The 25836-nt window shown below is 56.2% G+C and carries 18 protein-coding genes; 8 read left to right on the forward strand and 10 right to left on the reverse strand.

Going from position 1 to position 25836, the window contains the following annotated elements:
- Positions 1 to 145: 145 nt before the first annotated feature.
- Positions 146 to 736, forward strand: a complete 591-nt coding sequence (locus AC0IXH_RS18235; protein WP_471720801.1) for a LuxR family transcriptional regulator — start codon at positions 146 to 148, stop codon at positions 734 to 736.
- A 41-nt stretch (positions 737 to 777) separates the two neighbouring features.
- Here the strand turns inward: AC0IXH_RS18235 and AC0IXH_RS18240 are convergent, their stop codons facing one another.
- From AC0IXH_RS18240 to AC0IXH_RS18255, 4 genes are all read right to left on the reverse strand, one after another.
- Positions 778 to 1935, reverse strand: coding sequence for a CfaE/CblD family pilus tip adhesin (locus AC0IXH_RS18240; protein ID WP_471720802.1), 1158 nt, complete (start codon positions 1933 to 1935; stop codon positions 778 to 780).
- Positions 1936 to 1947: 12 nt separating this feature from the next.
- The gene (locus AC0IXH_RS18245; protein ID WP_471720803.1) at positions 1948 to 4683 is read right to left on the reverse strand and encodes a TcfC E-set like domain-containing protein; all 2736 of its coding nucleotides are present in this window, start codon (positions 4681 to 4683) and stop codon (positions 1948 to 1950) included.
- 76 nt (positions 4684 to 4759) lie between these two features.
- Complete coding sequence (locus AC0IXH_RS18250) at positions 4760 to 5263, reverse strand: CS1 type fimbrial major subunit (RefSeq protein WP_013204479.1); 504 nt, start codon at positions 5261 to 5263, stop codon at positions 4760 to 4762.
- Positions 5264 to 5440: 177 nt separating this feature from the next.
- A complete protein-coding gene (locus AC0IXH_RS18255) occupies positions 5441 to 6238 on the reverse strand; it encodes a fimbrial protein (protein ID WP_013204478.1) in 798 nt (265 codons plus the stop codon).
- 498 nt (positions 6239 to 6736) lie between these two features.
- On the opposite strand from AC0IXH_RS18255, the gene AC0IXH_RS18260 reads away from it, so the two are divergent.
- Both AC0IXH_RS18260 and AC0IXH_RS18265 read left to right on the forward strand, forming a co-directional pair.
- Positions 6737 to 7585 carry a hypothetical protein gene (locus AC0IXH_RS18260; RefSeq protein ID WP_471720804.1) on the forward strand — a complete coding sequence of 283 codons (849 nt, stop codon included), beginning with the start codon at positions 6737 to 6739 and terminating at the stop codon, positions 7583 to 7585.
- A 294-nt stretch (positions 7586 to 7879) separates the two neighbouring features.
- The gene (locus AC0IXH_RS18265; protein WP_053141597.1) at positions 7880 to 8875 is read left to right on the forward strand and encodes an acyltransferase; all 996 of its coding nucleotides are present in this window, start codon (positions 7880 to 7882) and stop codon (positions 8873 to 8875) included.
- Here the strand turns inward: AC0IXH_RS18265 and malT are convergent.
- Positions 8872 to 11595 (reverse strand): HTH-type transcriptional regulator MalT, encoded by a 2724-nt coding sequence (gene malT, locus AC0IXH_RS18270; RefSeq protein WP_471720805.1) that lies wholly within the window; start codon positions 11593 to 11595, stop codon positions 8872 to 8874. The two genes, AC0IXH_RS18265 and malT, sit on opposite strands and share 4 nt — an antisense overlap.
- Positions 11596 to 11958: 363 nt before the next feature.
- Between malT and malP the strand changes: the two genes are divergently transcribed.
- Both malP and malQ read left to right on the forward strand, forming a co-directional pair.
- Positions 11959 to 14361 (forward strand): maltodextrin phosphorylase, encoded by a 2403-nt coding sequence (gene malP / locus AC0IXH_RS18275; protein ID WP_471721161.1) that lies wholly within the window; start codon positions 11959 to 11961, stop codon positions 14359 to 14361.
- Between the two features lie 9 nt (positions 14362 to 14370).
- Entirely contained in the window at positions 14371 to 16452 is a 2082-nt protein-coding gene (gene malQ, locus AC0IXH_RS18280) for a 4-alpha-glucanotransferase (protein WP_338572584.1), read from the forward strand.
- Between the two features lie 86 nt (positions 16453 to 16538).
- On the opposite strand, the gene malG is transcribed toward malQ, so the two are convergent.
- The 3 genes from malG to malE are packed head-to-tail and all read right to left on the reverse strand — an operon-like array spanning position 16539 to position 20264.
- Positions 16539 to 17429: a maltose ABC transporter permease MalG gene (gene malG / locus AC0IXH_RS18285; RefSeq protein ID WP_471720806.1), complete on the reverse strand. Its 891-nt coding sequence runs from the start codon at positions 17427 to 17429 to the stop codon at positions 16539 to 16541.
- Between the two features lie 9 nt (positions 17430 to 17438).
- A complete protein-coding gene (malF, locus tag AC0IXH_RS18290; RefSeq protein ID WP_471720807.1) occupies positions 17439 to 19004 on the reverse strand; it encodes a maltose ABC transporter permease MalF in 1566 nt (521 codons plus the stop codon).
- A 60-nt stretch (positions 19005 to 19064) separates the two neighbouring features.
- A complete protein-coding gene (gene malE / locus AC0IXH_RS18295; protein ID WP_471720808.1) occupies positions 19065 to 20264 on the reverse strand; it encodes a maltose/maltodextrin ABC transporter substrate-binding protein MalE in 1200 nt (399 codons plus the stop codon).
- Positions 20265 to 20619: 355 nt separating this feature from the next.
- On the opposite strand from malE, the gene malK reads away from it, so the two are divergent.
- The 3 genes from malK to malM all read left to right on the forward strand — a co-directional run bounded on the left by malK (position 20620) and on the right by malM (position 24257).
- Complete coding sequence (gene malK, locus AC0IXH_RS18300) at positions 20620 to 21729, forward strand: maltose/maltodextrin ABC transporter ATP-binding protein MalK (RefSeq protein ID WP_346596044.1); 1110 nt, start codon at positions 20620 to 20622, stop codon at positions 21727 to 21729.
- Positions 21730 to 21755: 26 nt separating this feature from the next.
- Complete coding sequence (locus AC0IXH_RS18305; protein ID WP_173363020.1) at positions 21756 to 23054, forward strand: maltoporin; 1299 nt, start codon at positions 21756 to 21758, stop codon at positions 23052 to 23054.
- A gap of 303 nt (positions 23055 to 23357) precedes the next feature.
- Positions 23358 to 24257, forward strand: a complete 900-nt coding sequence (gene malM / locus AC0IXH_RS18310; protein WP_041692462.1) for a maltose operon protein MalM — start codon at positions 23358 to 23360, stop codon at positions 24255 to 24257.
- Between the two features lie 77 nt (positions 24258 to 24334).
- Here malM and AC0IXH_RS18315 read toward each other — a convergent pair whose 3' ends face one another.
- Both AC0IXH_RS18315 and AC0IXH_RS18320 read right to left on the reverse strand, forming a co-directional pair.
- Positions 24335 to 25258, reverse strand: a complete 924-nt coding sequence (locus AC0IXH_RS18315) for a GlxA family transcriptional regulator (protein WP_471720809.1) — start codon at positions 25256 to 25258, stop codon at positions 24335 to 24337.
- Position 25259: 1 nt separating this feature from the next.
- The gene (locus AC0IXH_RS18320; RefSeq protein ID WP_053141212.1) at positions 25260 to 25802 is read right to left on the reverse strand and encodes an isochorismatase family protein; all 543 of its coding nucleotides are present in this window, start codon (positions 25800 to 25802) and stop codon (positions 25260 to 25262) included.
- Positions 25803 to 25836: the final 34 nt, after the last annotated feature.

Genomic DNA, 25836 nt, shown 5'->3' on the forward strand with positions numbered 1-25836 from the left:
TCCGCTTTTGGCACAGAGCGGACCGAGACCGGTATCAGGTCTGTTCGACGTAGCAGACAAACTTAGCACCAAAAATGGACAGTTAACTTTTAACGTGGAACCGATATTATTCGGAGGATAAGGGGAATCTCATCGGAAATTAAAAATGGATGCTATTTATTTGGATCAGTCCTACTATCACCAGCAGGGCATGACTGCGTTAATCGGTCAATCACTGTTATGCTGTTGTAGCGATATTGGTGAAGTAAAAAACAGGCTTGATCAGAAAAGTAAACCCATTTTGTCGCCGTTGATTATTTTTGATTTACCTGCAAATTTCCGCACAGCGCTGACTTACATCGATTATCTGACACGACTAAAAACCAACCGAAACACAACGCTGATTTTCTTCTCAGATTTCGAGAGAAATATTTTTAACTATAGCGAGCACGGCATCAAAGCCGACTTTTTTATCGATAAAAAATCCTCCACAGACATAATTTCTATTAAACTTGCGGAGGTGTTGATACTTCACAAAAACGGCCTGTCATTTTCCTCATCCGTGATGAGTAATGATTTAACAAAATGCGAATTCAGTTTCCTGTGTTCTTTATTCACCCAAGGTTCGATTGAAGGTGTGGCTAAAATAACCGGTGAAAACAAAAAAACGCTCTACAGTCATCAGGCGAATGTGGTTAAAAAACTTAACCTCAAAAACAGTCTTCATCTGTATAAGCGTCTTATCTATGATTTTTAATTCAACAATTTTATTTATCAGGAAATAAGTCTTTCAGGGGATTATTGCGTGGTCGGGGTATAAATAACCCTCAGAGTACCGCGATATCGCCCCGCCGTTTTTGACGACAAAGTGAAAGAGGGCGTAATCAACTCCATCGGAGCGGGAACGCACAGCACGGAATTTCGCTGTCCCGGTAAAACGACGCGCCGTAATACGCCTTTATTGGTACCGCTCCAGATGACCTCGGTGCCGTTTTGCACTGCCTGCCGCGCTTTGGTCAGCGGATTAATCACCTCTATCGAATAATCCAGACGATCTTGTGCCAGATTTTTATTGCCGCCAATGAGATATAACGAAAACAACCCCGTGGCTCTGGAGGGCGCGGCTGAACCTTCGTCCTGAAATATCAGACTTACGCGGTTGCTGTCCGAATTATTGCCATCATAAAGGCACATATCCAGCGAACGGCTGCCGCTTACCGTGGTGGTTGCGCGTGCGCCGGGGAAGATTTTCAGCCCGAGATCCACATTCGCCGCCGCATTGCCAAACTCGGGCAGATAGATCTGCTGATTACCGTAATCCGTCACCTTAAAGGTCATGCTGGCGATCCAGTCACCCAGCTTAGTCACGTTGGTACAGCCCACGTTCACGTTCTGCGAATTCCCGGTACAGGTTACGGGCCATTGCATCAGCGACATTTTCAGCGTTCCGCTCCAGGTTCCGGCGGCGGGAAATTTACTCAGCTCCGAAGAAGGTACATACGCCGAATAATCCGTACCGTCGCCCCTTGGCGTAACTTCTCCACCAAAGGCATTCAGCGGAACCAGATTGGTTGCCACGACCACATTATTTAGCGATCTACGTTTGGTCATATAGACATTGAGCACCAGCGTCTGTTTAGTGGTGCTTTCTGTAAACAAGACCGGCACGGGATACGGCGCGGGGGAGGCTTCCAGCCAGACCGGAAACGTCAGGCAGGCACCGTACTGATTGCTGGTTCGTGACTGGCACACCAGCGTGTTCCTCCCCCATTTTGGTGCGTCGTTGGTGTCATAACCGCCGTTTTCGTTGGTCCAGATGGGCAACTGCGCCGGTACGGACATCCGGTCGAAGGACACGGCGACGCTGGTATTGCGTCCTGCCGGCGTGAGTGAAGCCGCCTGTGCGCCGGCCATCAGGCATATCAGCGCCAGACTGGCAAGAAGTCTACTTTTCATACAAAATCCCTATTATTGTTTCTGCGAAGAAAACGCTGCCCGCGCAAGAGGACCTTCATCCGTGCGGCGGGTAGCGATCAGCATTTTTGCTCGCTGCTGAACGTCCTGCGGCACCGACGCAAGTTCAACCGTTTTACATTCGCTGTCGCCGACATAACGCACGACGTCATGCGTGCTTTTCACCTTCAGTTCGCAGCGGTACATCTGCCTCCCACGCGCCATATATAAATTCTTCATGCGGTGATCGGTTTCCGCCGTGAATCCGCCCTGTCCTAATCCCGACCAGCTGGTGACATTTATCGGCGTCGCGCCTTCCAGCGGCGTTTGCGGATTGACCATCAGTCTGCCGAGATAGGTGTAGCGCGAGACGATATTCACCTTGCTGACCAGCATCCGTCCCGGCGCGATAAAAAGCGTCCGGCGACCGGCACCCTGCGTGATTTCACTGCGCATACCGGCGGTGGATTCGATGGAATCATTGATGCTGATATGACTTTGCGTATACGCCGGCACGCTGAACAACGTACGGCCGGTACCGCGCAGACTTGCGCTGCCCGCGCCGTCAACGGAGACATCCACTCGGGTATCCCGGCTTTCATCGGTGCTCGCGACGTTCAGCCCGATGGCAGCACCAGGCAGGCCGTTGCCCCATTTTCCCCAGTACAGACCGGATTTCGCCACCGCCATTGAGGAGTTATAGCTTCCGCTACTGCTTAGATGCTGGCCCGACGCACCCGAAGAGGCTGAACTGAACGCCAGACTGCCGCTGCCGTACTCGCCGCTGGTTTTTCCGTAAACCGACGCATTCAGCGTATTGTCCTGATTCCCGTTGAGATTCACGCCGATTTCCTGCTGATTCTGCGCATCGAAATACCAGTTTTGCGCGACGTTATAGCCAACCTGATCCTTACTGCTGCGGTCAGTCTGATAAGTCATGCCCACCGAGCTGTAGTTCGAGCGCGCATTGATCGTCGGCGTGCTGACCCGCGAGAGTGAAACGGACAGAAATCCGCCGTTATCGCGCTTCATGCCGGTGCTGCTGGTACGCGTAAAAAGGTTGGCGCTGGTATTGATGTTGATGCCGCCGACGCTGAAACCGCGCCCCAGCCCGGCCTGCCAGGTGGTAGTCTGCGTTTTGTTATAGCTGCTGCGGCGTGTCCACACCGGCACCACGTCGTTATCATCGAGCTGGGCCGGGATCACGTTGCGGCCTTCATTTTTACTGGCGCTGTAACCGGCGTTCACGTACCAGCTTTTCACCGGCACGCTGAACATCAGGCTGCTGCTCTGATAGCAGCCGCTGAAACCGTATTGGCCACCGTTGTTGCTGTAACAATCCTGCGCATACAGTGCGCTGCGGTAAAAGCTGAGGGAAAAACCGTCGTTATAAGTGGCCTGCTGAATGTTGCCGCGAGAGCCTTCGCTGCCCTTCAGGTAGCTGAAGCGGGTGGTGAGAATGCCGTCGAGCAGCGGGTTATCGAATCCGTGACTCCAGTCAAATGCGCTTTCGACAAAATGGTGGCGGTTGGTCGCGGCCACACCGCCTGTGAACGCGGCTTCACGGGTGAGCGGCACTTTAATCCCCGCCTGCATCACGCGGCGATCGGCACCGTTTTTTGATTCTGCACCGTTGCCCTGTACCTCGTGGTCAGGAATGGCGCCGCCCTGCACAAACCATTCGATGTTCTGGCTGGTGACATTGCCCGTACGGCTAAAAGGCACCTGCTCGGTGCGCGATAGCTGATTATCTTCGTAAACACGCAACGTCACGGTGTAGCTGCCGTTAGGGAACGCGGTGGTATCGAGGTTCTGTGTCCCCGCATTCAGGTAAAAGGTGCCGAGTAACTGCCGATCGCGATAAGCATCAATACGCGACGGGCGGGTGATAAAGACCGTCACCGGCGTGCCCTGCGCGGCCTGTGAGTTGTTTATCCAGGCGAGCGTGGAACCGACACGCACACCTTCGATGGTGCTGAGCGGCAACTGGCTGAGGGTAATATTTCCGCCTGCGTTGCTGAAAATATCCCGGGAGTCCATGCGCCCCGCCTGAACGTAGTAGCGTTTGCCAACGTCGCGGCGCAGGAAAACATTGTTAAAATGCACATCTTGATGATTTTGCTGGCGATATTTCTGCACCAGATAGTCCCAGTCAATACCGGCATAACTATTTTCCGTCAATCCGATCGCGCCTGCGCCCTGTACGGATAACGTCTGGTCATCGTTATTAGTCACGAAGTTGATATTCTGCTGATGTATAAACGCCGCTTCCGTTTCTGCCGTCTGTTCGTAGTACGGCGAGTTCCTGGTTGCGGCAAGCGGCACAAACTCAGGGCCGAGGAACAGCGCGACTTTGCCATTATTTTCATCATAGATAAGCGCAACCGAATCTGTTTCCAGATAGTCACACCCGCTCACGCCGCCGTTACTGCTGCACGCCAGATTCCCGTTACGTGCCATAGGCTTGCCGATCAGATGATCCAGCAGCGCTTGCTGCTGAGGACTCTTTTGATAATGCGCCATCACCGCCTGCGCGACGGCTTCCGGTTTGAGGAAAGTGACGGTATCGAGGTTAACGGAGGCTTCAAAAAGTCCGAGCGATTGCCCGTAGATAGACAGATTGACCCACAGCGTCTGGCCGGTGACCAGCGATTCAAAACCAGGTGGAACCTGGGTGGCGGCACGGGCTGAAAGAAAGGGGATCAGGGTAATGAAAGAGGCGATTGTAACGATCCGGAAAATGACCTTCATTACAGCGTCCTGCTGAAAAAGAATAACAAGGGGGCGAACTGCCCCCCGAAATAATCTATCAATCAACTCCGGCAAATCAGCTCGACGTCGTTGCCTGTGTAATTAACAGGCTGACCACGCCGGAATAGCTGCCGGTCGCCAGAGGCGCTACGGTTGCCGGGGCGATTTTCAATGGCAGAACGGAAGAACCGTTCTCAGTGCCCGCCGGAAACAGGGATGCGTAAGTCAGGGAGGTCGCCGTGGTGGTGATCGGTTTCAGATCTGCACCCAACGTGACTTTCAACGGAACGGCGGTACCGGTTACGGTTTCGTTTAACTGGGCAGTACTCACCAGCGCCACGTTGATATTAGCGGTAGAAGAATTCGACCAGATTTTGGTATCCAGTGAATAAGTAGATAAACCACGGCCAGGAATATATTGCATATTAATGGTTGCCGGCAGCGCAGTGCCGTCTGCCTGAGTCATATCTACCGTCGAATCAACGTTGGCATTAACAGTGATATCTTTCTGCACAGCCTGTGCATTAAATGCAGCCGTTAACGCAGCAGCGATGAAAAGTGGTTTGATTAATTTTTGCATTTTAGCTCCATGAAAATCCATGTAATGGTCATAACGCTAAATAATTCGAGCTGCAGGAAGGTGACTCAATACAATCAACGCGCCTGCGGCTTGAAGAATGACGCGCATCCATGACCGTTTTATTGACAATGAACTGCTTCATAACAAACGGATTGTTATTCTTTTAGAATAAATTGATTATTTCCCGAGAACGTATTCGTTCATACTTCTCGTTTTCTGATCAACATATTTAATTCTGATTTCCTGTGCAGCTTTTATTTCATCTGGCGTCCATGCTTTGAACCGCAATGTCTCATCCGGATATATCGTGGCGTGTTCCTGTTTCCACTGGCAGCTGCTGCTGCTATTTTTTTGCAAGCAGAAAGCGACTTCGCGGATCGCTATGCGCACCGTGCCATTGTTTTTAACCTCGCCCGACGATAATGGGATCAGTGATAATACCGCGTGTTGCGGCGGTATATGAACCAGCACGCCCCAGACTAAATTGATGCCCAGCTGGTTACTGATTTTATTCTCCTGGCCGGTGTTATCTTTCAATTCCTCCGGCGCACCGACGGCCTCGAAGTAAACACGCCAGGCGGTCTCTTTCTCCGGAGGTTGTAAAGAAATAAGACGAATGATGCGTTGCGAACCCGATGCCAGCGCGAATTTATCCGGGGTAGCAATCAGCGAGCGTGAAACCGCATCTTCAATCAATATTTCTTTTTCAAATTGTGTAGCAGGGCGATCAATTCGCTTAATGCTGACTTTAATAAACTGCGCCTCGCCGCTTTGCGACAGGGTTTGTACCTGCGCTGCTCCCTGACTATTAAGCGTAACCTCCATGGGATAAACGCTCATATTAGCCAATGCAACAGGCACGGAAAAAAAAGTCATTAATATCAGTAATAAAAACAGTAACCTGGCGAACTTCTTTTTACAAAAAAACGCAAAAGAATTGCCGTAACGCAGGGGCTGATGACGTGACTCTTCCATGATAAATCCTTATGAAATCCATTAAAAACGTGCCGGTAATTCCCCCTCCTGAGAGAAATCCTGTTAACCTGGACATCTGAACTCACGGGTTTAACTTGGCGATAAGAAAATTCTCACACAGGCTTTGCTATGTCACTGTCCATTTTTGTGGTTAATTTTTTAAGAGAAATGGGAAAGGATTCTTATTGCAGAAAAAACCATATAAATCATTGAAGTAGCTAACTAAAACATCCAAGCCAAAAGCAAGTCATTGGCTTTTGAAAATATTTTAACCGGTCAAAATAAAATCAGGTATTATGCTATACGGCCGCTTTAGTGTTAGGATTATCCTCAGAAGGGCAATAAAGACCCTTACTGATTTTAACAAGAATCGTTAAAAACTAACCGCCTCTATATAGCAAGATGGACCATTTCTCAACGGGTTATAAATAAAATCTAAAGAAAGAGTGGCGGTATTTTTTTATTTGCATTATGGAACCAGGTAAAGTAAGCAGCAATATGAAAAGAAAACAAAAACTCACCGAATTAATTTTTCTCCGTGCAGAAGTAATTAAGTCCCACAAAAACATTGAGGCAGTCATGCAGAAGCACTGCAAACTACTGTTTAGACTTTATCTGACTAAGCCACTCTATTTTAAGGTTATTTTTAAAGCAAACCGTTTTATTATCGGTTCTGCCCTCATTGCGTATTTCTACACGACAGAAAAGCCGACGCTTCGCCAGGTGAAAAATTTTTGTAAGAAAACGGGGTTAATCAGTGACAACACGATTGATTCTTTTCTGCTTTTTATCCGGGTAGGCGGTCGTATGGACGTCAAAAAGGATCCGCTGGATAAACGAAAGTTAAACTATCAGGTAACGTCAAAAGCGCTTGATGAAACCCGTGCGTTAATTAATACCATGATGATCCCCTATGGGATGCTTTATCCGGAGTTCGATGTATCCGGATGTTTAAAAATGGAAAATTTCACCGCCAGTTATTTCCAAAAATATTCCGAAATCACCCTCAATCAGGTATATCTCTTCGAGATGGTACCGGATTGTAAGGCGTTCGTTTTCAGAGATGCCGGGCACATGCTGTTGATGGATCTCTATATCGAGAGCATCAAACAGCAGACGGTGGTGATCGAGTACAACTACCTGAAAGCCTCACTCAAGTGTGGTGTGTCACGTTCGCACATCAGACGATGCCTGCAAGCCGCAGAGGTTGGCGGTTTACTGACGCTCGATACAGCGAACAACACCATCATCCTGCACCCGACCTTTATGCAAATGGCGCTGAACTACTTTGCGGTTTACATGGCGATGGTCGAGTATGGATTGAGTGGTTTGCCCCCGCGCCGGTAAAGGATCCTGCCCGATAGTTTGAGTACAGCAGGCGCGTCTGGGCATACCAGGATTTAAAGCTGAATGTAAGGAAGAAGCCGTCGGTCAAATAACTGAACGCGGTTATTCCGTCGGTGAATCATCGCATTATGATGGCGATCCCCCATCGCTCCTTCACTCAGGCTTTACCAACCCACAAGCTGGCTTTATCCGCTCGGCGTCCTCCGATTTCTCACCGCAAAGGTTGTTGAACAATCGCCGTCCGGCTACCCTCTGGTACGCACTAACGCTGGAACTGAGGACGGCATGAAGGACATGAAGGAAAAGATTGGCTGGATAGATAATTTGCGCGCGGTGGCCTGTCTGATGGTGATCATGATCCATACCACCACCTGGTATGTGACCAACAGTACGGCCATCGGCGAGCACACCTGGGATGTTTCCAACCTGCTGAATTCCGCCTCGCGCGTGTGCGTGCCGCTTTTCTTTATGATTTCGGGTTATCTGTTCTTTGGTGAACGCAGTGCGCAGGGTCGTCATTTCCTGCGCATCGTGCTCTGTCTGGCCTTTTACAGCCTGGTGGCGCTGGCGTATATCACCTGGCTGACGCCAATCAATCAGGGGATTTCCATCAAGCACCTGCTGCAAAAGCCGGTGTTCTACCATCTGTGGTTCTTCTTCGCGATCATCCCGATCTACCTGCTTTCCCCGCTGATCCAGGTGAAAGCCGTGCGCGCCGGCTATCTGGCGATTGTGACGCTGGTGCTGGCGGTGCTGGCCAACCCGAATACCCTCGATCAATCGGTCGGGCCGTTCCACTGGCTGCCGCTCAATCTGTATCTCAGCGGGGACAGTTTTTACTACGTGCTGTACGCGCTGTTTGGCCGGGCAATTGGCATGATGGACACCAACCGACGCGGTATCAGCTGGCTGGCGGGCGTGGTGTTTATTGCCAGCGTGGCGGGGATTGCGATGGGGACCAAAAAGCAGATGGCGATCAACGGTGCCTTTGCCGACACCTGGTATCTCTACTGCGGGCCGGTGGTGTTTATTGCCGCCGTCAGCCTGCTGGTGCTGTTTAAAAACTGCCTCAATCAGCGACCGCTGCCGTTTCTGGCGCTGATCTCGCGCCATTCACTGCCGATTTATGGCTTCCACGCGCTGTTTATCCACTTTATGCGTACCCATCATCTGGATCACACCGACCATCCGTTTATCGATATCCCGCTGGTGTTTTCCCTGACGCTGGCGGGCAGTTTACTGCTGGCGATGGGCCTGCGACGTATCGATAAGACCCATCTGGTGAGTTAGTGGTAGCCCATCACCGACAGCAGATGCTGGGCTTGTTGCACTGCATCCTGACGGTGCGCAATGCCCATCTTCTGATACAGATTGCGGATGTGGGTTTTGATGGTGGTGGCCGCCACCGCCAGCTCTCCGGCGATCTGCTCGTTGCTGTAGCCGGAATAAATCAGCCCCAGCACCTGCCATTCACGTTGGGTTAACGGGCTGGTGCGGATCAATTCCGGCACCTGCGGATGGGTCAGCAGCTTGTTGACGAAGCTTTCATCGAAGTGGGCGAACTTGTGGCGATGGTGCTGATTCAGCTCGCGCAGGATCTGCTGTGCACGCCGCTGTTCCAGTTCCGGCAACAGATTCAGCTGCAGCAGCTGCCTTAACTGCTGCGCCATCATCTCGCCTTCAATCACAAAGTGGCTGATAAAGCCGGTGCGGTTCGCCAGCCCCAGTGCTTCAATCAGCACCCGCTGCGCTTCACTTTTACGCCCGGTGTGCCAGTAAAGCAGATTACTTAACAGCAGGTTGCGATTCAGATCGCTGAGCAGGCGCAGCTGGCGGGCATTGCTGTTCAGCTCGTCCAGCACCACTTCGGCCTCGTTAAACTGTTCCAGCATAATCTGCACGCGGGCGATGGTGCGCCACTGGCCCTGCTGGAAATGGTTATCCGCCACGCCGGGTTTACGCGTCTGTTGCAACCACTGCCGCGCCGCCGGTTTATTGGCGGTGATCTGCCAGTAAATTACGCGGATTTTATCGGTGTTGGTCAGCCAGTCGATATGGTATTTGCCGTGTTTCAGCAGGGTTTCGCAGCGTTGCAGATAGTGGTGGGCATTATCCAGCTGGCCCCGTGCCAGCGCGCATTTCGCCAACATCGCCAGGCACTGCAACTGCTGCTGCGGCTGGAAGTTAGTCAGTACCATCAGGCCCTGACGGGCGGCGGCTTCGGCATCATCCAGCCGCGACCAGGACCACAGCACCTGGGAACGCAACCGCAGCAGGAATTCGTGCAACGGCAACTGCTCAAGGTGCTGTTCGCGCACCAGCTCAAATGCGCGGTCCTGCATCTCAAAAGCGGCCTGCAAAAAGCCCTGCGCAATCAGGATTTCACTCTGTTGCAGCTGCGCCCACAGCGCGTAATGGTAGACCTGATAACGTCGGGCAATCTGCTCGGTCTGCTGCATTAGCGGCAGCGCACGGGCCAGATCGCCTTTGCAGTGCTGGATTTCGCCGGTGACCGAGGTCGCGACAATGCGGCTGTAATAACTGTCGTGCGGTAAAAAGCGCAGGGCTTCGGTCGCCAGCTGACCGGCCTCTTCCTGACGACCATCGTTAATCGCCACCTGCGCCCGCAGCGCATCGAATTCGGCAGTTAAATCGGGCGCCATCGCGATATTGCGCAACTGCATTTCCCCTTCGGCGCGGGACAGCAGCGCGTCCACTTCCTCGTAACGGTGCAGGCTCTGGGCCAGCCAGGCCTGTAGCAGCACCAGCTTCGGATTGAGGATCATCTGGTCATACGGCAGCGCGTTCAGACACTCTTCCAGCAACGCCAGCTCGCTTTGATTGAACAGCGCCCAGGCATGTTGCAGCATGATATCGCGCAGCATGGTGGTGTCCTGCGCACCCAGCGCGTGGTGGATCGCCTCGGCCGGGAAACCCAGCGCCAGCCAGCCTTCGGCGGCGGCACGGTGAATGGCCGGGATCGCCGACGCCAGCTCCCACTGGCAGCGCTGACGCAGGAAGGTGGCGAATAGCGGATGGAAGTTAAACCACTCGCCGGTGTCATCCATGCGGTGAATAAACAGCCCCTGGCTTTCCAGCGCTTCCAGACGCTGCTGACCGTTGTCGCCGCCCATCAGACGGACGATCAGCGCATCGTTCATCGACCGCAGCAACGAGCAGCGCAGCAGAAAATCGCGGGTCGGCGCATCGACGCGATCCAGCACTTCTTCCACCAGATAGTGCGACAGGTGGCTGGCGTTAACCCCGGCCAGTTTCCGCGCGGATTGCTGCGTCGACTGCTGTGCCGGCGTGGTCGACTGGCGGGCGGACAGGGCGATCAGCTGTAACGCCGTGGCCCAACCGGCGACCTCATCACACAGGCGATTACTGTCGGCCTGCTCAATGGGTTCCTTCAGGCGGCAGTCGAAAAACTGCTGCGTTTCAGGATGGGTAAACGCCAGTTGGCTGGAGTTCAGCTCCAGCAGCTGGTCGCGCACGCGCAGGTTGGCAATGCCTAACGGTGGCAGGGTGCGCGAGAGGATCAGCAGCGAGACATTTTCCGGCTGATGGCGCAGGAAAAAGCGCATGCCTTCGTGGATCGCCGCGTTGGAAATCAAATGGTAGTCATCAATCACCAGCATCAGCGGCTGATCCCAGTCGGAAAGCTCGACAAACAGCTGCGCAAACAGCGCCGGCAGGCTGGCGTACTGATGCTTCAGGCTTAACGCTTCGCTTTTGGCGCAGTGGCCGCTCGTCGCATGTTGAATGGCGGCGATCAGGTAACTGACAAAGCGCTCAGGCTGATTATCGCTTTCATCCAGCGAGTACCAGCCGAGGGTATTTTTGCCGGACGCCCAGTGCGCCATCAGCGTGGTTTTGCCGTAACCCGCCGGGCTGGTCACCAGCGTCAGGCGGTAATTTTGTGCAGCGGAAAGTCTCGTCAACAAACGCTCGCGCACCACCGTATTTTGCAACCGCACCGGGCGGCTCAGTTTCGAAGGGATAAGCATAATGAGTATCTTTTGCCGGAGGTCAGAGGACAGTTTCCCCTTCTCTAACTGCCACAAAGCCGTGTTTGGGGGCTTCAGCGTAAGTTTTGTGGGGGGATTTAATTATTTTAGTGTGCGTAATTAATCAGTTTTCCTTAAGGTCTGCCTGGAACGTATTGATTGCAAGAACGTTACTGATTTTTGTTTCGTTTAGTCGCACTTCGTCACATTTTTAAAAATCAGATTTTCCATGCCTGGGCCCTGGGCTGACCTGCGGCTGACTACGCCCCCTTTTCTCCTCCCTCGCTAATCCCTGTCGGGAGGATGCCGCGCGATGGGTGAAGCTTCAGCATGGGAAAAATTTACCCGATGCGAGGAAAGGTGATGCAGGTTCAGTTTGATAAATCGGTGTTTCAGGCGGCGTTAACACGTCAGTGGCAGCGTTTTGGTTTACACCAGGCGCAGGAGATGACGCCGCACCAGTGGTGGCAGGCAACCAGCGCGGCGCTGTCGGAACAGCTGAATGCCAGCCCGCTGCCGCCCGCCGCGAAACAGCCGCAGCGGCACGTGAACTATATCTCGATGGAGTTTCTGATTGGCCGCCTGACCGCCAACAACCTGATTAACCTCGGCTGGATGGAGCCTGTGCAGGAAGTGCTGAAAGAACAGGGCGTTGAGCTGGCGGACGTGCTGGAGCAGGAGGTCGATCCGGCGCTGGGCAACGGCGGTTTAGGCCGGCTGGCGGCCTGTTTCCTCGACTCGATGGCCACCGTGGGCCAGCCGGCTACCGGTTATGGGCTGAACTACCAGTACGGTCTGTTCCGCCAGTCGTTCCGCGACGGCGAGCAGCAGGAAGCGCCGGATAACTGGCACCGCGAAAGCTATCCGTGGTTCTGCCACAACAGCGCGCTGTCGGTGGATGTTGGCTTTGGCGGCATGCTGCTGAAACAGGATGACGGACGCGAACACTGGATTCCGGAATTCTCCCTGCGCGGGGAAGCCTGGGACCTGCCGGTGGTGGGTTATAAGAATGGCGTCACCCAGCCGTTGCGCCTGTGGAAAGCGGGTGCGGTGCAGCCTTTTGATCTGGGCCGGTTTAACGACGGGGAATTCCTCAAGGCAGAAAAACAGGGCGTTGAGGCGGAAAAGTTGACCAAAGTGCTGTATCCCAACGATCACCATCAGGCCGGTAAACGTCTGCGCCTGATGCAGCAATATTTCCAGTGCGCCTGTTCAGTGGCCGATATTCTGCGCCGCCACCATTTCCTTGGCCGCAAAATTGAAGATTTACCGCGCTATGAGGTGATCCAGCTTAACGACACTCATCCGACCATCGCCATCCCGGAGCTGCTGCGCATTCTGCTGGACGAGCAACAGCTTGAGTGGGACGCCGCGTGGACCATTGTCAGCCAGACGTTTGCGTATACCAACCACACGCTGATGCCGGAAGCGCTGGAGTGCTGGGATGAAAAGCTGGTCCGCAGCCTGCTGCCGCGCCATTTCTCGCTGATTAAGCAGATCAATGCCCGCTTTAAAAAGGTGGTTGAGCAGCGCTGGCCTGGCGACAAACGCGTGTGGGAAAAGCTCTCTATCCACCAGAACAAGCAGGTGCGCATGGCGAATCTGTGTGTGGTCAGCGGCTTTGCGGTCAACGGCGTGGCCGCGCTGCATTCCGATTTGGTGGTCAAGGATCTGTTCCCGGAATATCACCAGCTGTGGCCGCAAAAATTCCATAACGTCACTAACGGCATCACGCCGCGCCGCTGGCTGAAGCAGTGTAATCCGGCGCTGGCCGCGCTGATCGACAGCAAGCTGAACGTCGAATGGCTGACCGATCTCGATGCGTTGAAAGGACTGGAAGCCTTTGCCGATGACCGCGCGTTCCAGCAGGCTTACCAGAACATCAAGCAGGAAAATAAACGCCGTCTGACCCACTATGTTCAGCAAACGATGGGCATCACCCTCAATCCTGAGGCGATTTTCGATGTGCAGATCAAGCGTCTGCATGAGTACAAACGTCAGCACCTTAACCTGCTGCACATTCTTTCGTTGTATCGCCAGCTGCGCGATAACCCGGAAAGGGACTGCGTGCCGCGCGTGTTCCTGTTTGGCGCCAAGGCCGCGCCGGGCTATTACCTGGCGAAAAACATCATTCACGCCATCAATAAGGTGGCGGAAAAAATCAATAACGACCCGCTGGTCGGCGATCGCCTGAAGGTGGTGTTTATCCCGGATTACAAAGTGTCGGTGGCGGAATTGATGATCCCGGCGGCGGATGTGTCGGAGCAGATTTCAACGGCGGGCAAAGAAGCCTCCGGCACCGGCAATATGAAGCTGGCGCTGAACGGCGCGCTGACCGTCGGCACCCTCGACGGAGCCAACGTGGAGATTGCTGAACAGGTCGGCGATGAGCATATCTTTATCTTCGGCAAGACGGTTGATGAGGTGAAAGCCCTGCTGAGCGCGGGTTATGATCCGCTGAAGCTGCGTAAGCAGGATAAGCACCTGAACAGCCTGCTGAAAGAGCTGGAAAACGGTTTCTTTAGCGGCGGGGATAAAACCGCGTTCAAACCGCTGTTGGATAGCCTGCTGTCGGGCGGCGACCCGTATCTGGTGCTGGCGGACTTTGCCGATTACTGCGCGGCCCAGCAACGGGTGGACGTGCTGTACCGCGACGCCACGCAGTGGACGCGCAGTGCCATTCTGAACACCGCCCGCGTCGGGATGTTCAGTTCCGACCGATCGATCCGCGATTATCAACAGCGGATCTGGCAGGCGAAGCGCTGAGGAGCCCCGATGGAAAATAATGCACTTGAGCAGGCGGCCAGAGAGGCGGGCATTGCCTCCGGCTTTATTAACGCCCACGGCAAGCCTCAGGCGATTGCGGCTGAAACCAAACGCGACCTGCTGCAGGCGATGGGCTGGAACAACGATCGGCGGCCGCCGGCCAGGCCGGTGCCCACCGTCAGGGTGTTTACCGGGGGCGAGCGGTTTGCCCTGCCGGTTAACGGCGACGGCGATTTTAGCTGGCAGTTTCGCCAGGAGAGCGGTAGCGAGCAGCAGGGCAGGGTTAACGGCCGCATGACGCTGGCGCTGCCGGAGCCGATCGCGGCGGGCTATCACCGCCTGACGCTCACCCAGGGAACGCAGAGCTGGGAATGCCGGGTGATTGTCGCGCCGAAACGCTGCTTCGAACCGGAGCCGCTGCTGGCGGGGAAAAAGCTGTGGGGCGCCTGCGTGCAGCTGTATACGCTGCGCTCGGAGAGCAACTGGGGCATCGGCGATTTTGGCGATCTCGGGACGCTGTTGAGTCAGGTCGCCTCACGCGGCGGGGCGTTTGTCGGCCTCAACCCAATCCACGCGCTCTGTCCCGGCGATCCGGAAGCGGCCAGCCCTTACAGTCCTTCGTCCCGCCGCTGGCTGAATATTATTTATATCGACGTCGCCGCCGTGCCCGATTTCCAGCACAGCGAGGCCGCGCAGCAGTGGTGGCAGGCGGCGGAAACGCAGCATGCTCTGCAGGCGGTGCGCGCCACCGACTGGGTGGATTACAGCGCGGTGATGGCACTCAAGCTGAAGGGGCTGCGTCTGGCCTACCCGCAATTTATGGCGCGCAAGGCGGATGACGCGCAGCGCCAGGCGTTTGCCCGCTTTGTGAAGCAGGGTGGCGAAAGCCTGTGGTTGCAGGCGGCCTATGACGCGCTGTATGTCCATCTGGAGAAAGAAACCGGCAGGGCACAGGGCTGGAACGCCTGGCCGGACGCTTACCGCAACGCGCGCGGTCCGGTGGTGCGGGCGTTTTGCGAGCAGCAGGCGCCGGAGGTGGAGTTTTACCTGTGGCTGCAGTGGCTGGCCGAAACGCAGATTGAACGCTGTTATCAGCTCAGCCAGCAGGCCGCGATGCCGATTGGCTTATACCGCGATCTGGCGGTGGGCGTGGTGGAAGGCGGCGCGGAAACCTGGGGTGATGGCGAGCTGTACTGCCTGAAAGCCTCGGTCGGCGCGCCGCCGGACATCCTCGGTCCGCAGGGGCAAAACTGGGATTTGCGGCCGATGGATCCCTGGGCGATGGTCAACCGGGGCTATCAGCCTTTTATCGATCTGCTGCGATCCAATATGATCCACTGCGGCGCGCTGCGGATTGATCATGTGATGGCGCTGCTGCGTCTGTGGTGGATCCCGGCGGGTGAAACCGCCGATAAGGGGGCCTACGTGCAGTACCCGGTTGACGATCTGCTGGCCATTCTGGCACTGGAAAGCCAGCGCCACCGCTGCATGGTGATTGGCGAAGACCTGGGCACGGTGCCGGTGGAGATTGTCAGCAAGCTGCGTGAAGGCGGCGTTTACTCCTACAAAGTGCTCTACTTTGAGCGGGATGCAGAGAACAGCTTCCGCGCGCCGCAGTCCTATCCGGTGCAGGCGATGGCGACGCTGACCACCCACGATTTACCGACGCTGCGCAGCTACTGGCAGGCGGACGATTTAACGCTGGGCAAAACGCTGGGACTGTACACCGATGAGGCGGTGCTGGAGACGCTGTACGCCGACCGGGCGAAGGCCCGTCAGGGCTTGCTGGATGGCCTGCATCACTATGGCTGCGTGCCGGTGAAAACCGCGCACCGGGCCGCCCAGCTGACGCCGGCGATCCGTCGTGGCCTGCAACGCTATGTGGCGGACAGCGCCAGCGCGCTGCTGGGGCTGCAACCGGAAGACTGGCTGGATATGGCCGCGCCGGTTAACGTGCCGGGCACCAGCGATCAGTATCCGAACTGGCGACGCAAGCTGTCGCAGACGCTGGAAGCGATGTTTGCCGATGCCGAAGTGAACAGCCTGATTCAGGATCTGGATAAGCGCCGCAGGAAAGTGTCGGTCCTCTGACCGGACGCAGACATAAAAAAGGGTGGCCTTGAAGGCCACCCAGGACACAGGACTAGCTGTAATAACCGTATTACAGGTAAAAAATCTTAACCCTTCACCCCTCCCGCCGTCAGCCCACCCACTAACCAACGTTGCGCGATCAGGAACACTGCAGTGATCGGGATGGCCGATAAGATGGCCGCGGCCGCGAAGTCGCCCCACAGGTAATTTTGCGGGTTCAGGTACTGTTGCATGCCCACCGCCAGCGTGTAGCTGTTGACGTCACGCAATAACAGCGACGCCACCGGCACTTCGGTAATGGCGGCAATAAACGACAGAATAAACACCACCGCCAGGATCGGCACCGACAGCGGCAGCAGCACCAGGCGGAACGCCTGCCACGGCGAGGCGCCGTCCAGCGACGCCGCTTCTTCCAGCGAGTTATCGATGGTTTCGAAGTAGCCTTTGATGGTCCAGACGTGCAGCGCGATGCCGCCCATATAGGCAAAAATCACCCCGCCGTGGGTGTTCAGCCCAAGGAAGGGCACGTACACGCCTAAGCGGTCAAACAACGCGTAAAGGGCAACCAGCGACAGCACCGCCGGGAACATCTGGAAAATCAGCATCCCTTTCAGTAGCGAGCTTTTGCCGCGAAACTTCATGCGGGCAAAGGCGTAGGCGCAGGTGGTGGACAGGGTGACGATGCCGGCGGCGGTGATCACCGCAATCTTGATCGAATTCCATAACCACAGCATCACCGGGAACGGTGGCGGCGTGACGCAGCCGTCGCTGTTGGTGACGGCGATCCCCAGCGCCAGCTTCCAGTGATCCCAGGAAACGGTCTCCGGGATCAGGCTGCCGGTGGCAAAGTTGCCGGGCCGCAGCGAGATGGCAAACACCATCAGCAGCGGAAACAGGATCAGCGCGACAAAGCTCAGTAATAACAGGTGCGTCACCAGCAGCCTGAGCCGCTGAGACTTCGGTTTAACCATGGCCATAACGCCTCCTTAATCGAATTTCATTCGTGACGCTTTCAGATTGATGACCGCCAGGCCGCCAACCAGCAGGAAAATCAGCGTGGCGATTGCCGTCGCCAGACCAAAGTCCTGACCGCCGCCGCCCTCAAAGGCGATGCGCCAGGTGTAGCTGACCAGCAGATCGGTATGGCCGGCCGGTGTGGTGGTGCCCAGCCGGTCCGGGCCGCCGTTGGTCAGCAGCTGGATCAGCACAAAGTTATTAAAGTTAAAGGCAAAGCTGGCAATCATCAGCGGCGTTAGCGGCTTAATCAGCAGCGGCAGCGTGATGCGGAAGAAGTTCTGCACCGGCGTGGCGCCATCCATTGCCGAGGCTTCATACAGGTCGTCTGGAATGGCTTTCAGCAGGCCCATACACAAAATCATCATGTAGGGATAACCGAGCCAGGTGTTGACGATAATCAGCATGGTTTTGGCGGTCAGCGGGTCGCTGAACCACGCCGGTTTGATGCCGAACAGGGTGCTGAGTACCAGGTTGATCTCGCCGAAGCTCTGGTTGAATAACCCTTTGAAAATCAGGATGGAAATAAACGCCGGTACCGCATACGGCAGGATCAGCAGCAGGCGATAGGCCGCCTTGCCTTTCAGCTCATCCCACTGCACCACGCAGGCCAGCACCATGCCGACCGCGGTGGTCAGGACAACCGTCAGCAGCGAGAACACGACCGTCCAGACAAAAATCGACAGGAACGGCTTCTGGATGCCGTCATCCTGCACTACGCGCAGGAAGTTTTTCCAGCCGATGCCGACGGTAAAACCGGGGCTCAGCACCTCGGTTTCCCAGCCGCCTTTGGCATCAATCGCCTGATAAAAACCGCTGTCCATATTGGGACGATAAACCTTGCCGCTCTGGCTGTCGGTCAGCAGGTTGCCGTCTTTACTTAGCTGATACAGCGGCTGGGTGCCGGAAAACTGGCGCAGCGAGCTCATGCGCAGCTGGGTGCCGTCAGCCAGTCTGGCCGACAGCTGGCTTAATGCCTGACGATTCTGGGTGATCACCCGCAGCCCGGCTTTCTCCGTCTCCGGCAGGGTTTGCGCCGCCATCTCCAGCGTTTGTGGCGTGGTAGCGTTAAAGGCGAACGGTTTGGAGACCATCACCGCGCCGTTTTCCGGCGAGGTCAGGGCCAGCTGCCACTTGTCGCCATCCGGATAGAGCGCGAAGTTCCAGGCGTTATCGGCGCTGAACTGGCGGTCCATCAGCACGCTCTGCGCCCGCTCGAAGGTCAGTTGGTGGACGCTGCTGTAGTTGGTAAAGGCGATGGCGATGGTGCACACCAGCGGGAACAGCACGAACAGGGCCATGCCCGCCAGGCCGGGATAAACGTAGCGCCAGGCGTACGCGCGGCGGTTGCCATAAATAAACAGGCCGAGGCTTGAGAGAAGGAGCGTCAGAATGGCGAACAGGTACTCTCCCTGCGCATACATCAGCACAATCAAATAACCGGCCAGCAGGGCAAAAAGCACGATCAACGCCCTGGCGATCGCGGTTTTCAGCGGTCGTTTGGCAGGCGTTGTCAGGCTGGTCTGAGCGAAAGGCATAGCAGCAATCCTTGTGGAATCAGGGCTGCAAGCAGCCCTTTATTTCAGCTAACGCTAAGGTTATTTCGTGACGCGGGTTTCAACATCTTTCAACGCCTGCGGCACGGTCTGACGGCCATTGACCGCGTTGATGATCGCGCTGCGTTCGGCGTACCAGAAGGCACTCATTTGCGGGATGTTCGGCATGATTTCGCCATTTTTGGAGTTGGCCATGGTGGCGGCAATACGCGGGTCGCTTTCCAGTTTCTGCTGGTACGACTTCAGCGCCACTGCACCCAGCGGCTTATCCTTGTTGACGGCAGCCAGGCCCGCATCGGTGATCAGGTAATTTTCGATAAACTCCTTCGCCAGTTCCTTATTCGGGCTGGCGGCGTTGATGCCGGCGGTCAGCACGCCGACGAACGGTTTTGACGGCTTGCCGTGGAAGCTCGGCAGCAGCGCGACGCCGTAGTTGATCTTGCTCTTATCGAGGTTTGACCAGGCCCACGGACCGTCGATGGTCAGCGCGGTTTGCCCTTTGTTAAAGGCGGCTTCGGAAATCGAGTAGTCGGTATCGGCACTGATGTGCTTGTTTTTCACCAGATCGACGATGAACTGTAATCCAGCTTTCGAGCCTTCATTGTTAACGCCGGTGTTTTTGATGTCGTATTTGCCGTCAACATACTTGAAGGCATAGCCGCCATCGGCCGCGATAATCGGCCAGGTGAAGTAGGGTTCCTGCAGGTTCCACATGATGGCGCTTTTGCCCTGCGCCTTCAGCGTCTTGTCCAGCGCCGGGATCTCTTCCCAGGTTTTCGGCGGGGTTTTCACCAGGTCTTTGTTGTAAATCAGCGACAGCGACTCCACCGCCACCGGGTAGCCGATCAGCTTGCCGTTAAAGGTGACCGCATCCCAGGTGAACGGGAACAGCTTGTCCTTAAAGGCTTTATCCGGGCTGACTTCGGCCACCAGGCCCGACTGGGCATAGCCACCAAAACGGTCATGGGCCCAGAAGATGATGTCCGGGCCGTCGCCAGTGGCGGCCACCTGCGGATACTTCTCTTCCAGCTTGTCAGGGTGTTCGACCGTGACCTTAATGCCGGTGTCCTTTTCAAACTGCTTACCGACTTCGGCGAGGCCGTTATAGCCTTTATCGCCGTTGATCCAGATCACCAGCTTGCCTTCTTCGATTTTGGCGAAGGCCGACGACGAGAGCACCAGCGTAGCCAGCGCGGAAACTGCGACAGTGTGTTTGATAACGTTCTTGATGCTGAGGGCCATAATCCAGTCCTTTCATTGCTGTGGGGCTTGGCCCCAGACGGAGAAGCGAGGGTACGATGCCAGTGTGGCGTTAACCCCCTGGGGCTTCATCATCCCCCCGCCTACGCCCCCACCTCTCAGATTGTGACGCCGCTAGCAATGCCTTCAGTAATCCCGCCTGCGCGCCGTTATTCGCCATCGTTTTTTGCAGCGCAGATCACGAAACGCGCTTTTGCCCGGCCCGTTCCGGCCCGCGCCGCGACTTCTCATCCTCCCTGCTCCTCCCCCACAAAAATCCCGCCGCCGGAGGATTACGCCCGCCGGGGATGTCGTCATGCTGCGTGGCATTCAGTCGTCCACATTCACAGGAGTCCAGATGGCGAGCGTTTCCCTCAGCGGCGTATATAAAGCCTTCGGTGAGACCGTGATTTCCAGCGACATCAATCTGGAGATAGAAGAAGGCGAGTTCGTGGTCTTCGTCGGGCCATCGGGCTGCGGAAAATCCACCCTGCTGCGGATGATCGCCGGGCTGGAGGAGATCACCGCCGGTGAGCTGAAGATTGGCAATCAGCGCATGAATGAGGTGCCGCCTGCCGGCCGCGGGATCGGCATGGTGTTTCAGTCCTATGCCCTCTATCCGCACCTGTCGGTAGCCGAAAACATGTCGTTTGGCCTCAAGCTGTCGCGCACCAAAAAAGCCGAGATTGACCGGCGGGTGAACCAGGTCTCCGAAGTGTTGCAGCTGGCGCACCTGCTCGACCGCCGCCCGAAAGCGCTGTCCGGCGGGCAACGTCAGCGCGTGGCGATTGGCCGCACGCTGGTGGCAGAGCCGACGGTGTTTTTGCTCGATGAACCGCTCTCTAACCTCGATGCGGCGCTGCGGGTGCAGATGCGCATTGAGATCTCCCGACTGCATAAGCGTCTGAAGCGCACGATGATTTACGTCACCCACGATCAGGTTGAAGCGATGACGCTGGCCGACAAAATCGTGGTGCTGAACGCCGGCAAGATCGCCCAGATTGGCAAGCCGCTGGCGCTTTACCACTATCCCGCCAACCGCTTTGTCGCCGGTTTTATTGGCTCGCCGAAAATGAACTTTCTGCCGGTAAAAGTGGTGGCCACTGAGCCTGACCGCGTGCAGGTCGAGCTGCCCGATCGCCAGTGGGTCTGGCTGTCGGTATCCGGCAGTGAGGTGATTGTCGGCAGCAACCTTTCGCTGGGCATCCGCCCTGAACACCTGCTGCCCGGCGACCGCGCGGAAATTGCGCTGTCCGGCGAAGTGCAGGTGGTCGAGCAGCTCGGCAACGAAACACAGATCCACATCCAGATTCCGGCAATTCGTCAAAACCTGGTTTACCGCCAGAACGACGTGGTGCTGGTAGAAGAAGGTGCAACATTCGCTATCGGCCTGCCGCCACACCGCTGTCATCTGTTCCGTGAAGACGGGACGGCCTGTCGCCGGTTACACCCGGAGCCGGGCGTTTAAATGCACATGTCCCCCTACAGGAGAAGATGATGATAACAATACGTAATTCCTCTCTGGCGCTGGCAGTGGCTGCAGGCGTCCTTTCCACACAGGCAATGGCGGTGGATTTCACCGGTTATGCGCGTTCCGGTATTGGCTGGTCTGGCAGCGGCGGCGAGCAGCAATGTTTCAAGGCGACCGGGGCGGAGAGTAAATACCGTCTGGGTAACGAGTGCGAAACCTATGCCGAATTACGACTGGGTCAGGAAATCTGGAAACAGGGCGATAAGAGCTTCTATTTCAACAGTAACGTGGCGTACTCCGTTTCACAGCAGAATGACTGGGAAGCAACCGATCCGGCTTTCCGTGAAGCCAACGTGTTAGGTAAGAACCTGATCGAATGGTTACCAGGCTCCACCCTCTGGGCAGGTAAGCGCTTCTACCAGCGTCATGACGTGCATATGATCGACTTCTACTACTGGGACATTTCCGGTCCCGGTGCCGGTCTGGAAGATGTGGATGTCGGCTTTGGTAAGCTTTCAATCGCCGCCACGCGTAACACCGAAAGCGGCGGCTCCTTTGGCTATATCGCCGACCAGCGTAACGAACTGCCGACCTCTAACGACGTGTTCGACGTCCGTCTGGCCGGGATTGAAACCAACCCTGGCGGCGTGCTGGAGCTGGGTGTGGACTACGGCCGCGCCAACGCGCGTGACGGCTATACGCTGGATGACAATGCCACCAAAGATGGCTGGTTACTGACCGCAGAACACACGCAGAGCATTTATAACGGCTACAACAAATTCGTCGTGCAGTACGCGGCGGACTCGATGACCGATCCGAACACCGGCTCATCCAACGGCCACTCTAACGGCGGCGCAATCAACAATAACGGCAACATGCTGCGCGTGCTGGACCACGGTGCCATCGACTTTAACGATACCTGGGGCCTGATGTACGTGGCGATGTATCAGGATACCGACCGTGACAACAACAACGGCACCACCTGGTACACCGTCGGCGTGCGTCCGATGTACAAATGGACGCCGATCATGAGCACCTTGCTGGAAGCGGGTTACGACAACGTGAAGTCCCAGCGTACCGGCGACCGCAACGGCCAGTACAAATTGACCCTGGCGCAGCAGTGGCAGGCGGGCGACAGCATCTGGTCCCGTCCGGCGATCCGCCTGTTTGCCACCTATGCCAAGTGGGATGAGAAGTGGGGCTACGACACCGATGCGGGCGTGGATAACGGCCTGGCGATGAACGACACCAGTGCGCGGACGTTCAGCAGAGGGAACGACGATGAGGTGACGTTTGGCGCCCAGATGGAAGTCTGGTGGTAAACCTCTTCGTCTTTTGAGCCGCAGATGCGTTGGCTGCCCTCGCTCACCCCGGTCACATACTTATGTATGCTCCCGGGGATGAGCTCGGTTGCCGCCTTCCTGCAACTCAAATGACTTTGAGGTTTTGTGGCAGGGGTATTAAAAAATTTACCGCCTTCTGAGTTTGCACTGACGGGCACCTGAGCAACTCAAATGACTTTGAGGTTTTGTGGCAGGGGTAGAGTAGAAAAAACATGATGTGCTGGCTGGTGGGTTATCCGTATATAACCGCCAGCCTTCAGGGTGATTTCAAAGGAAACAATGATGAAAAAGAATCTGCTGTCACTGTGTCTGTCGTTGAGCCTGCTGACTGCTGCACCTGCGGTGGTGAATGCGGCGCAGAATGATGCGAATACCGCTCCGGCGATTGCAAGCCAGACCTTACGCAACCTGTCGTGGACGCCGCTGGTGCCGCCAGTGACGCAGGATGTGACGCTCGGGATGTCCAGCGCACAGATTAATCAGGGGCAAATTCAGGGCGCGGTGGCGGCATTCGCCTTGCCTGCCGACCGGGGTTCGCTGGAGATTACCCTGACCAGTATCGCCACCGGCAAAACCGTGTATGCGCCAAATGTTCTGGTGCTGGATGAGCAGATGCGTCCGGCGGCCTTTTATCCTTCCAGCTACTTCCCTTACGAGAAGCCGGGCATTGTGTCCAGCGACCGGCTGGAAGGGACGCTGAAGCTGACCCCGGCGCTGGGGCAGAAACAAATTTACCTGCTGGTGTACACCACCCGCAACGATCTGGATGCCACCACGCAGATGGTTAACCCGGCCAAAGCCTATGCTGCTGGCGTGGGCAACGCGGTGCCGGATATCCCGGACCCTGTGGCGCGTCATACGCCAACCGGCACCTTGAGCCTGAAGGTCACCGCCGAGCAGAAAGCCGGTAACGTGATGATTGGGCAGATCTTCCCGTCATCCGCACCGGCCGAAGCAGCACCGGTGGTGGTTGGCAGCACGCAGGCACCTGCGCCAGCGCCAGCCGCACCGGCCAAACCGTCAGAGCCGATGCTGGACGATTCGGATGCCTGGTTTAACGAGTCGATTAAGAAGGCCGTCAAAGCCGGAGACGTGGATAAAGCGCTGAAACTGCTGGATGAAGCGGAGCGTCTGGGCTCGAAAACCGCCCGTAAAACCTTTATCGAGAGCGTGAAGAAGTAAATTTCAAGGCTGAGTAACAGAAGGGCGGACAGAGAAATCTGGCCGCCCTTTTTTGATGCGGGTTAACTGACAGAAGACTAAGGCGCCTCCCAGCGCTGCAATGCCCGACGCAGCTGGCGCGATGACGAGAACCCGGCAGACAACGCGGCTTTTTCGGCCCCTTCACCCTGTTGCAGACGCTGGCGGGCGATGGCGATGCGCAGCTGTTCGTGATAATCGCGCACGCTGATGCCCAGATGTTGCCTGAACAGCCGCGTTAAGTGCCGCGGGCTGATATGCACCTTGCCGGCAATCTCCTCCAGCTGCCACTCCCGTTCGGGTTGGACAACCAGCAAATCCTGGGTGCGGTGAATGGCCGGATGCATATGGTTGCGATAGCGCAGCCAGGGCGAAAGCTGCGGATCCTCACCCGAACGGCGGAAGTAGACCACCATTTCACGCGCGACGTTAAGCGCAGTCTGCGAGCCGCACAGCTGGTGGATCAGGTGCAGCGACAGATCGATGCCGGCGGTAATACCGGCGCTGGTCCAGATGCCGCGATCTTCAACAAAGATGCGGTTTTCCTTCACGATCGCCGTCGGATCGGCGTTTTTCAGGCGGGCGATCACTTCATGATGGCTGGTGCACTGCACGCCGTTCAGCAGGCCGGCTTTTGCCGCCAGGATGGTGCCGGAACAGACGCACACCAGCGAAATCTTGCGGTCATGGATATCCGGCTGCTGCCGCATCAGCCAGTTGCGCGCGGCCACGCCCTGCGGCGTATCAAACCCGCGACTGGAATCCTCCACGCCGGGCACGATAAGCAGGCTCCCGGCGGGCAGGCGATCGGGCAACGGCTCGATGCGGCTGACGGTCATCCCGGTGGAGGTCATGATGCTCTCCTCCGGGCCGATATAGCGCAGCGAGAACGCGCCCGCTGCCAGCTTCAGCGTTTCCGCCGGGCCGGTCACATCCAGCGAGACAATGCCTGGCACCATCAAAAACCACACCGGGATAGTCATCTTATGGCAACTCCTGCAGACACTCCTCCACGGTACGGATGGAGGCGAATCGGTTGATCAGCACGGCTTCAGTATGATGACGCAGGTCAGCGATACTCAGCGTGATGCGGTTATGGCTAATCGGGAAGGTCAGCGTCGCTTCGGTCACGAACGTCACCTTATACCCCAGATCGGACGCCACGCGGGCGGTGGTTTCGCAGCACTGTTCGGTGCGCAGACCACAAATAATCACATGATCGATTTTCTGCTCGCGCAGCCATGGCTCCAGCCCGGATTCGGTCAGCGCGTTATGCACCCGTTTCTGAACGGTTTTCGCCACCTTATGGTTGAGGAACGGCAGACGCTCAACCAGGCCGGAGGCCAGCGAAAACGGGCCATGATCTTCCACATGGAACACATCAACAATCGGAATGCCACGAACATGGCAGCCGCCAATCAGCGCGCTGATACTGCGTTCAAACGCCGGCATCTCGACCGTATCCTGGTAACCACGATGATAGAAGGACTGCTGCGCGTCAATCACTAAAAGGACGGTATTGGACATTTACGGACTCCACTGGAAGAGGGTATAGCCCAAT

The organism is Erwinia sp. AC075 (genome assembly GCF_979253995.1).

What these genes read in the sequence shown, in the direction of transcription:
- malG (WP_471720806.1), bottom strand. Translation starts at nt 17,429, where the DNA reads ATGGCCATGGTTAAACCGAAGTCTCAGCGGCTCAGGCTGCTGGTGACG.
- malT (WP_471720805.1), bottom strand. Translation starts at nt 11,595, where the DNA reads ATGCTTATCCCTTCGAAACTGAGCCGCCCGGTGCGGTTGCAAAATACG.
- AC0IXH_RS18260 (WP_471720804.1), top strand. Translation starts at nt 6,737, where the DNA reads ATGAAAAGAAAACAAAAACTCACCGAATTAATTTTTCTCCGTGCAGAA.
- AC0IXH_RS18315 (WP_471720809.1), bottom strand. Translation starts at nt 25,258, where the DNA reads ATGACTATCCCGGTGTGGTTTTTGATGGTGCCAGGCATTGTCTCGCTG.
- malK (WP_346596044.1), top strand. Translation starts at nt 20,620, where the DNA reads ATGGCGAGCGTTTCCCTCAGCGGCGTATATAAAGCCTTCGGTGAGACC.
- malE (WP_471720808.1), bottom strand. Translation starts at nt 20,264, where the DNA reads ATGGCCCTCAGCATCAAGAACGTTATCAAACACACTGTCGCAGTTTCC.
- malP (WP_471721161.1), top strand. Translation starts at nt 11,959, where the DNA reads ATGCAGGTTCAGTTTGATAAATCGGTGTTTCAGGCGGCGTTAACACGT.
- malQ (WP_338572584.1), top strand. Translation starts at nt 14,371, where the DNA reads ATGGAAAATAATGCACTTGAGCAGGCGGCCAGAGAGGCGGGCATTGCC.
- AC0IXH_RS18255 (WP_013204478.1), bottom strand. Translation starts at nt 6,238, where the DNA reads ATGGAAGAGTCACGTCATCAGCCCCTGCGTTACGGCAATTCTTTTGCG.
- malF (WP_471720807.1), bottom strand. Translation starts at nt 19,004, where the DNA reads ATGCCTTTCGCTCAGACCAGCCTGACAACGCCTGCCAAACGACCGCTG.
- AC0IXH_RS18245 (WP_471720803.1), bottom strand. Translation starts at nt 4,683, where the DNA reads ATGAAGGTCATTTTCCGGATCGTTACAATCGCCTCTTTCATTACCCTG.
- AC0IXH_RS18235 (WP_471720801.1), top strand. Translation starts at nt 146, where the DNA reads ATGGATGCTATTTATTTGGATCAGTCCTACTATCACCAGCAGGGCATG.
- AC0IXH_RS18320 (WP_053141212.1), bottom strand. Translation starts at nt 25,802, where the DNA reads ATGTCCAATACCGTCCTTTTAGTGATTGACGCGCAGCAGTCCTTCTAT.
- AC0IXH_RS18240 (WP_471720802.1), bottom strand. Translation starts at nt 1,935, where the DNA reads ATGAAAAGTAGACTTCTTGCCAGTCTGGCGCTGATATGCCTGATGGCC.
- AC0IXH_RS18305 (WP_173363020.1), top strand. Translation starts at nt 21,756, where the DNA reads ATGATGATAACAATACGTAATTCCTCTCTGGCGCTGGCAGTGGCTGCA.
- AC0IXH_RS18265 (WP_053141597.1), top strand. Translation starts at nt 7,880, where the DNA reads ATGAAGGAAAAGATTGGCTGGATAGATAATTTGCGCGCGGTGGCCTGT.
- malM (WP_041692462.1), top strand. Translation starts at nt 23,358, where the DNA reads ATGAAAAAGAATCTGCTGTCACTGTGTCTGTCGTTGAGCCTGCTGACT.
- AC0IXH_RS18250 (WP_013204479.1), bottom strand. Translation starts at nt 5,263, where the DNA reads ATGCAAAAATTAATCAAACCACTTTTCATCGCTGCTGCGTTAACGGCT.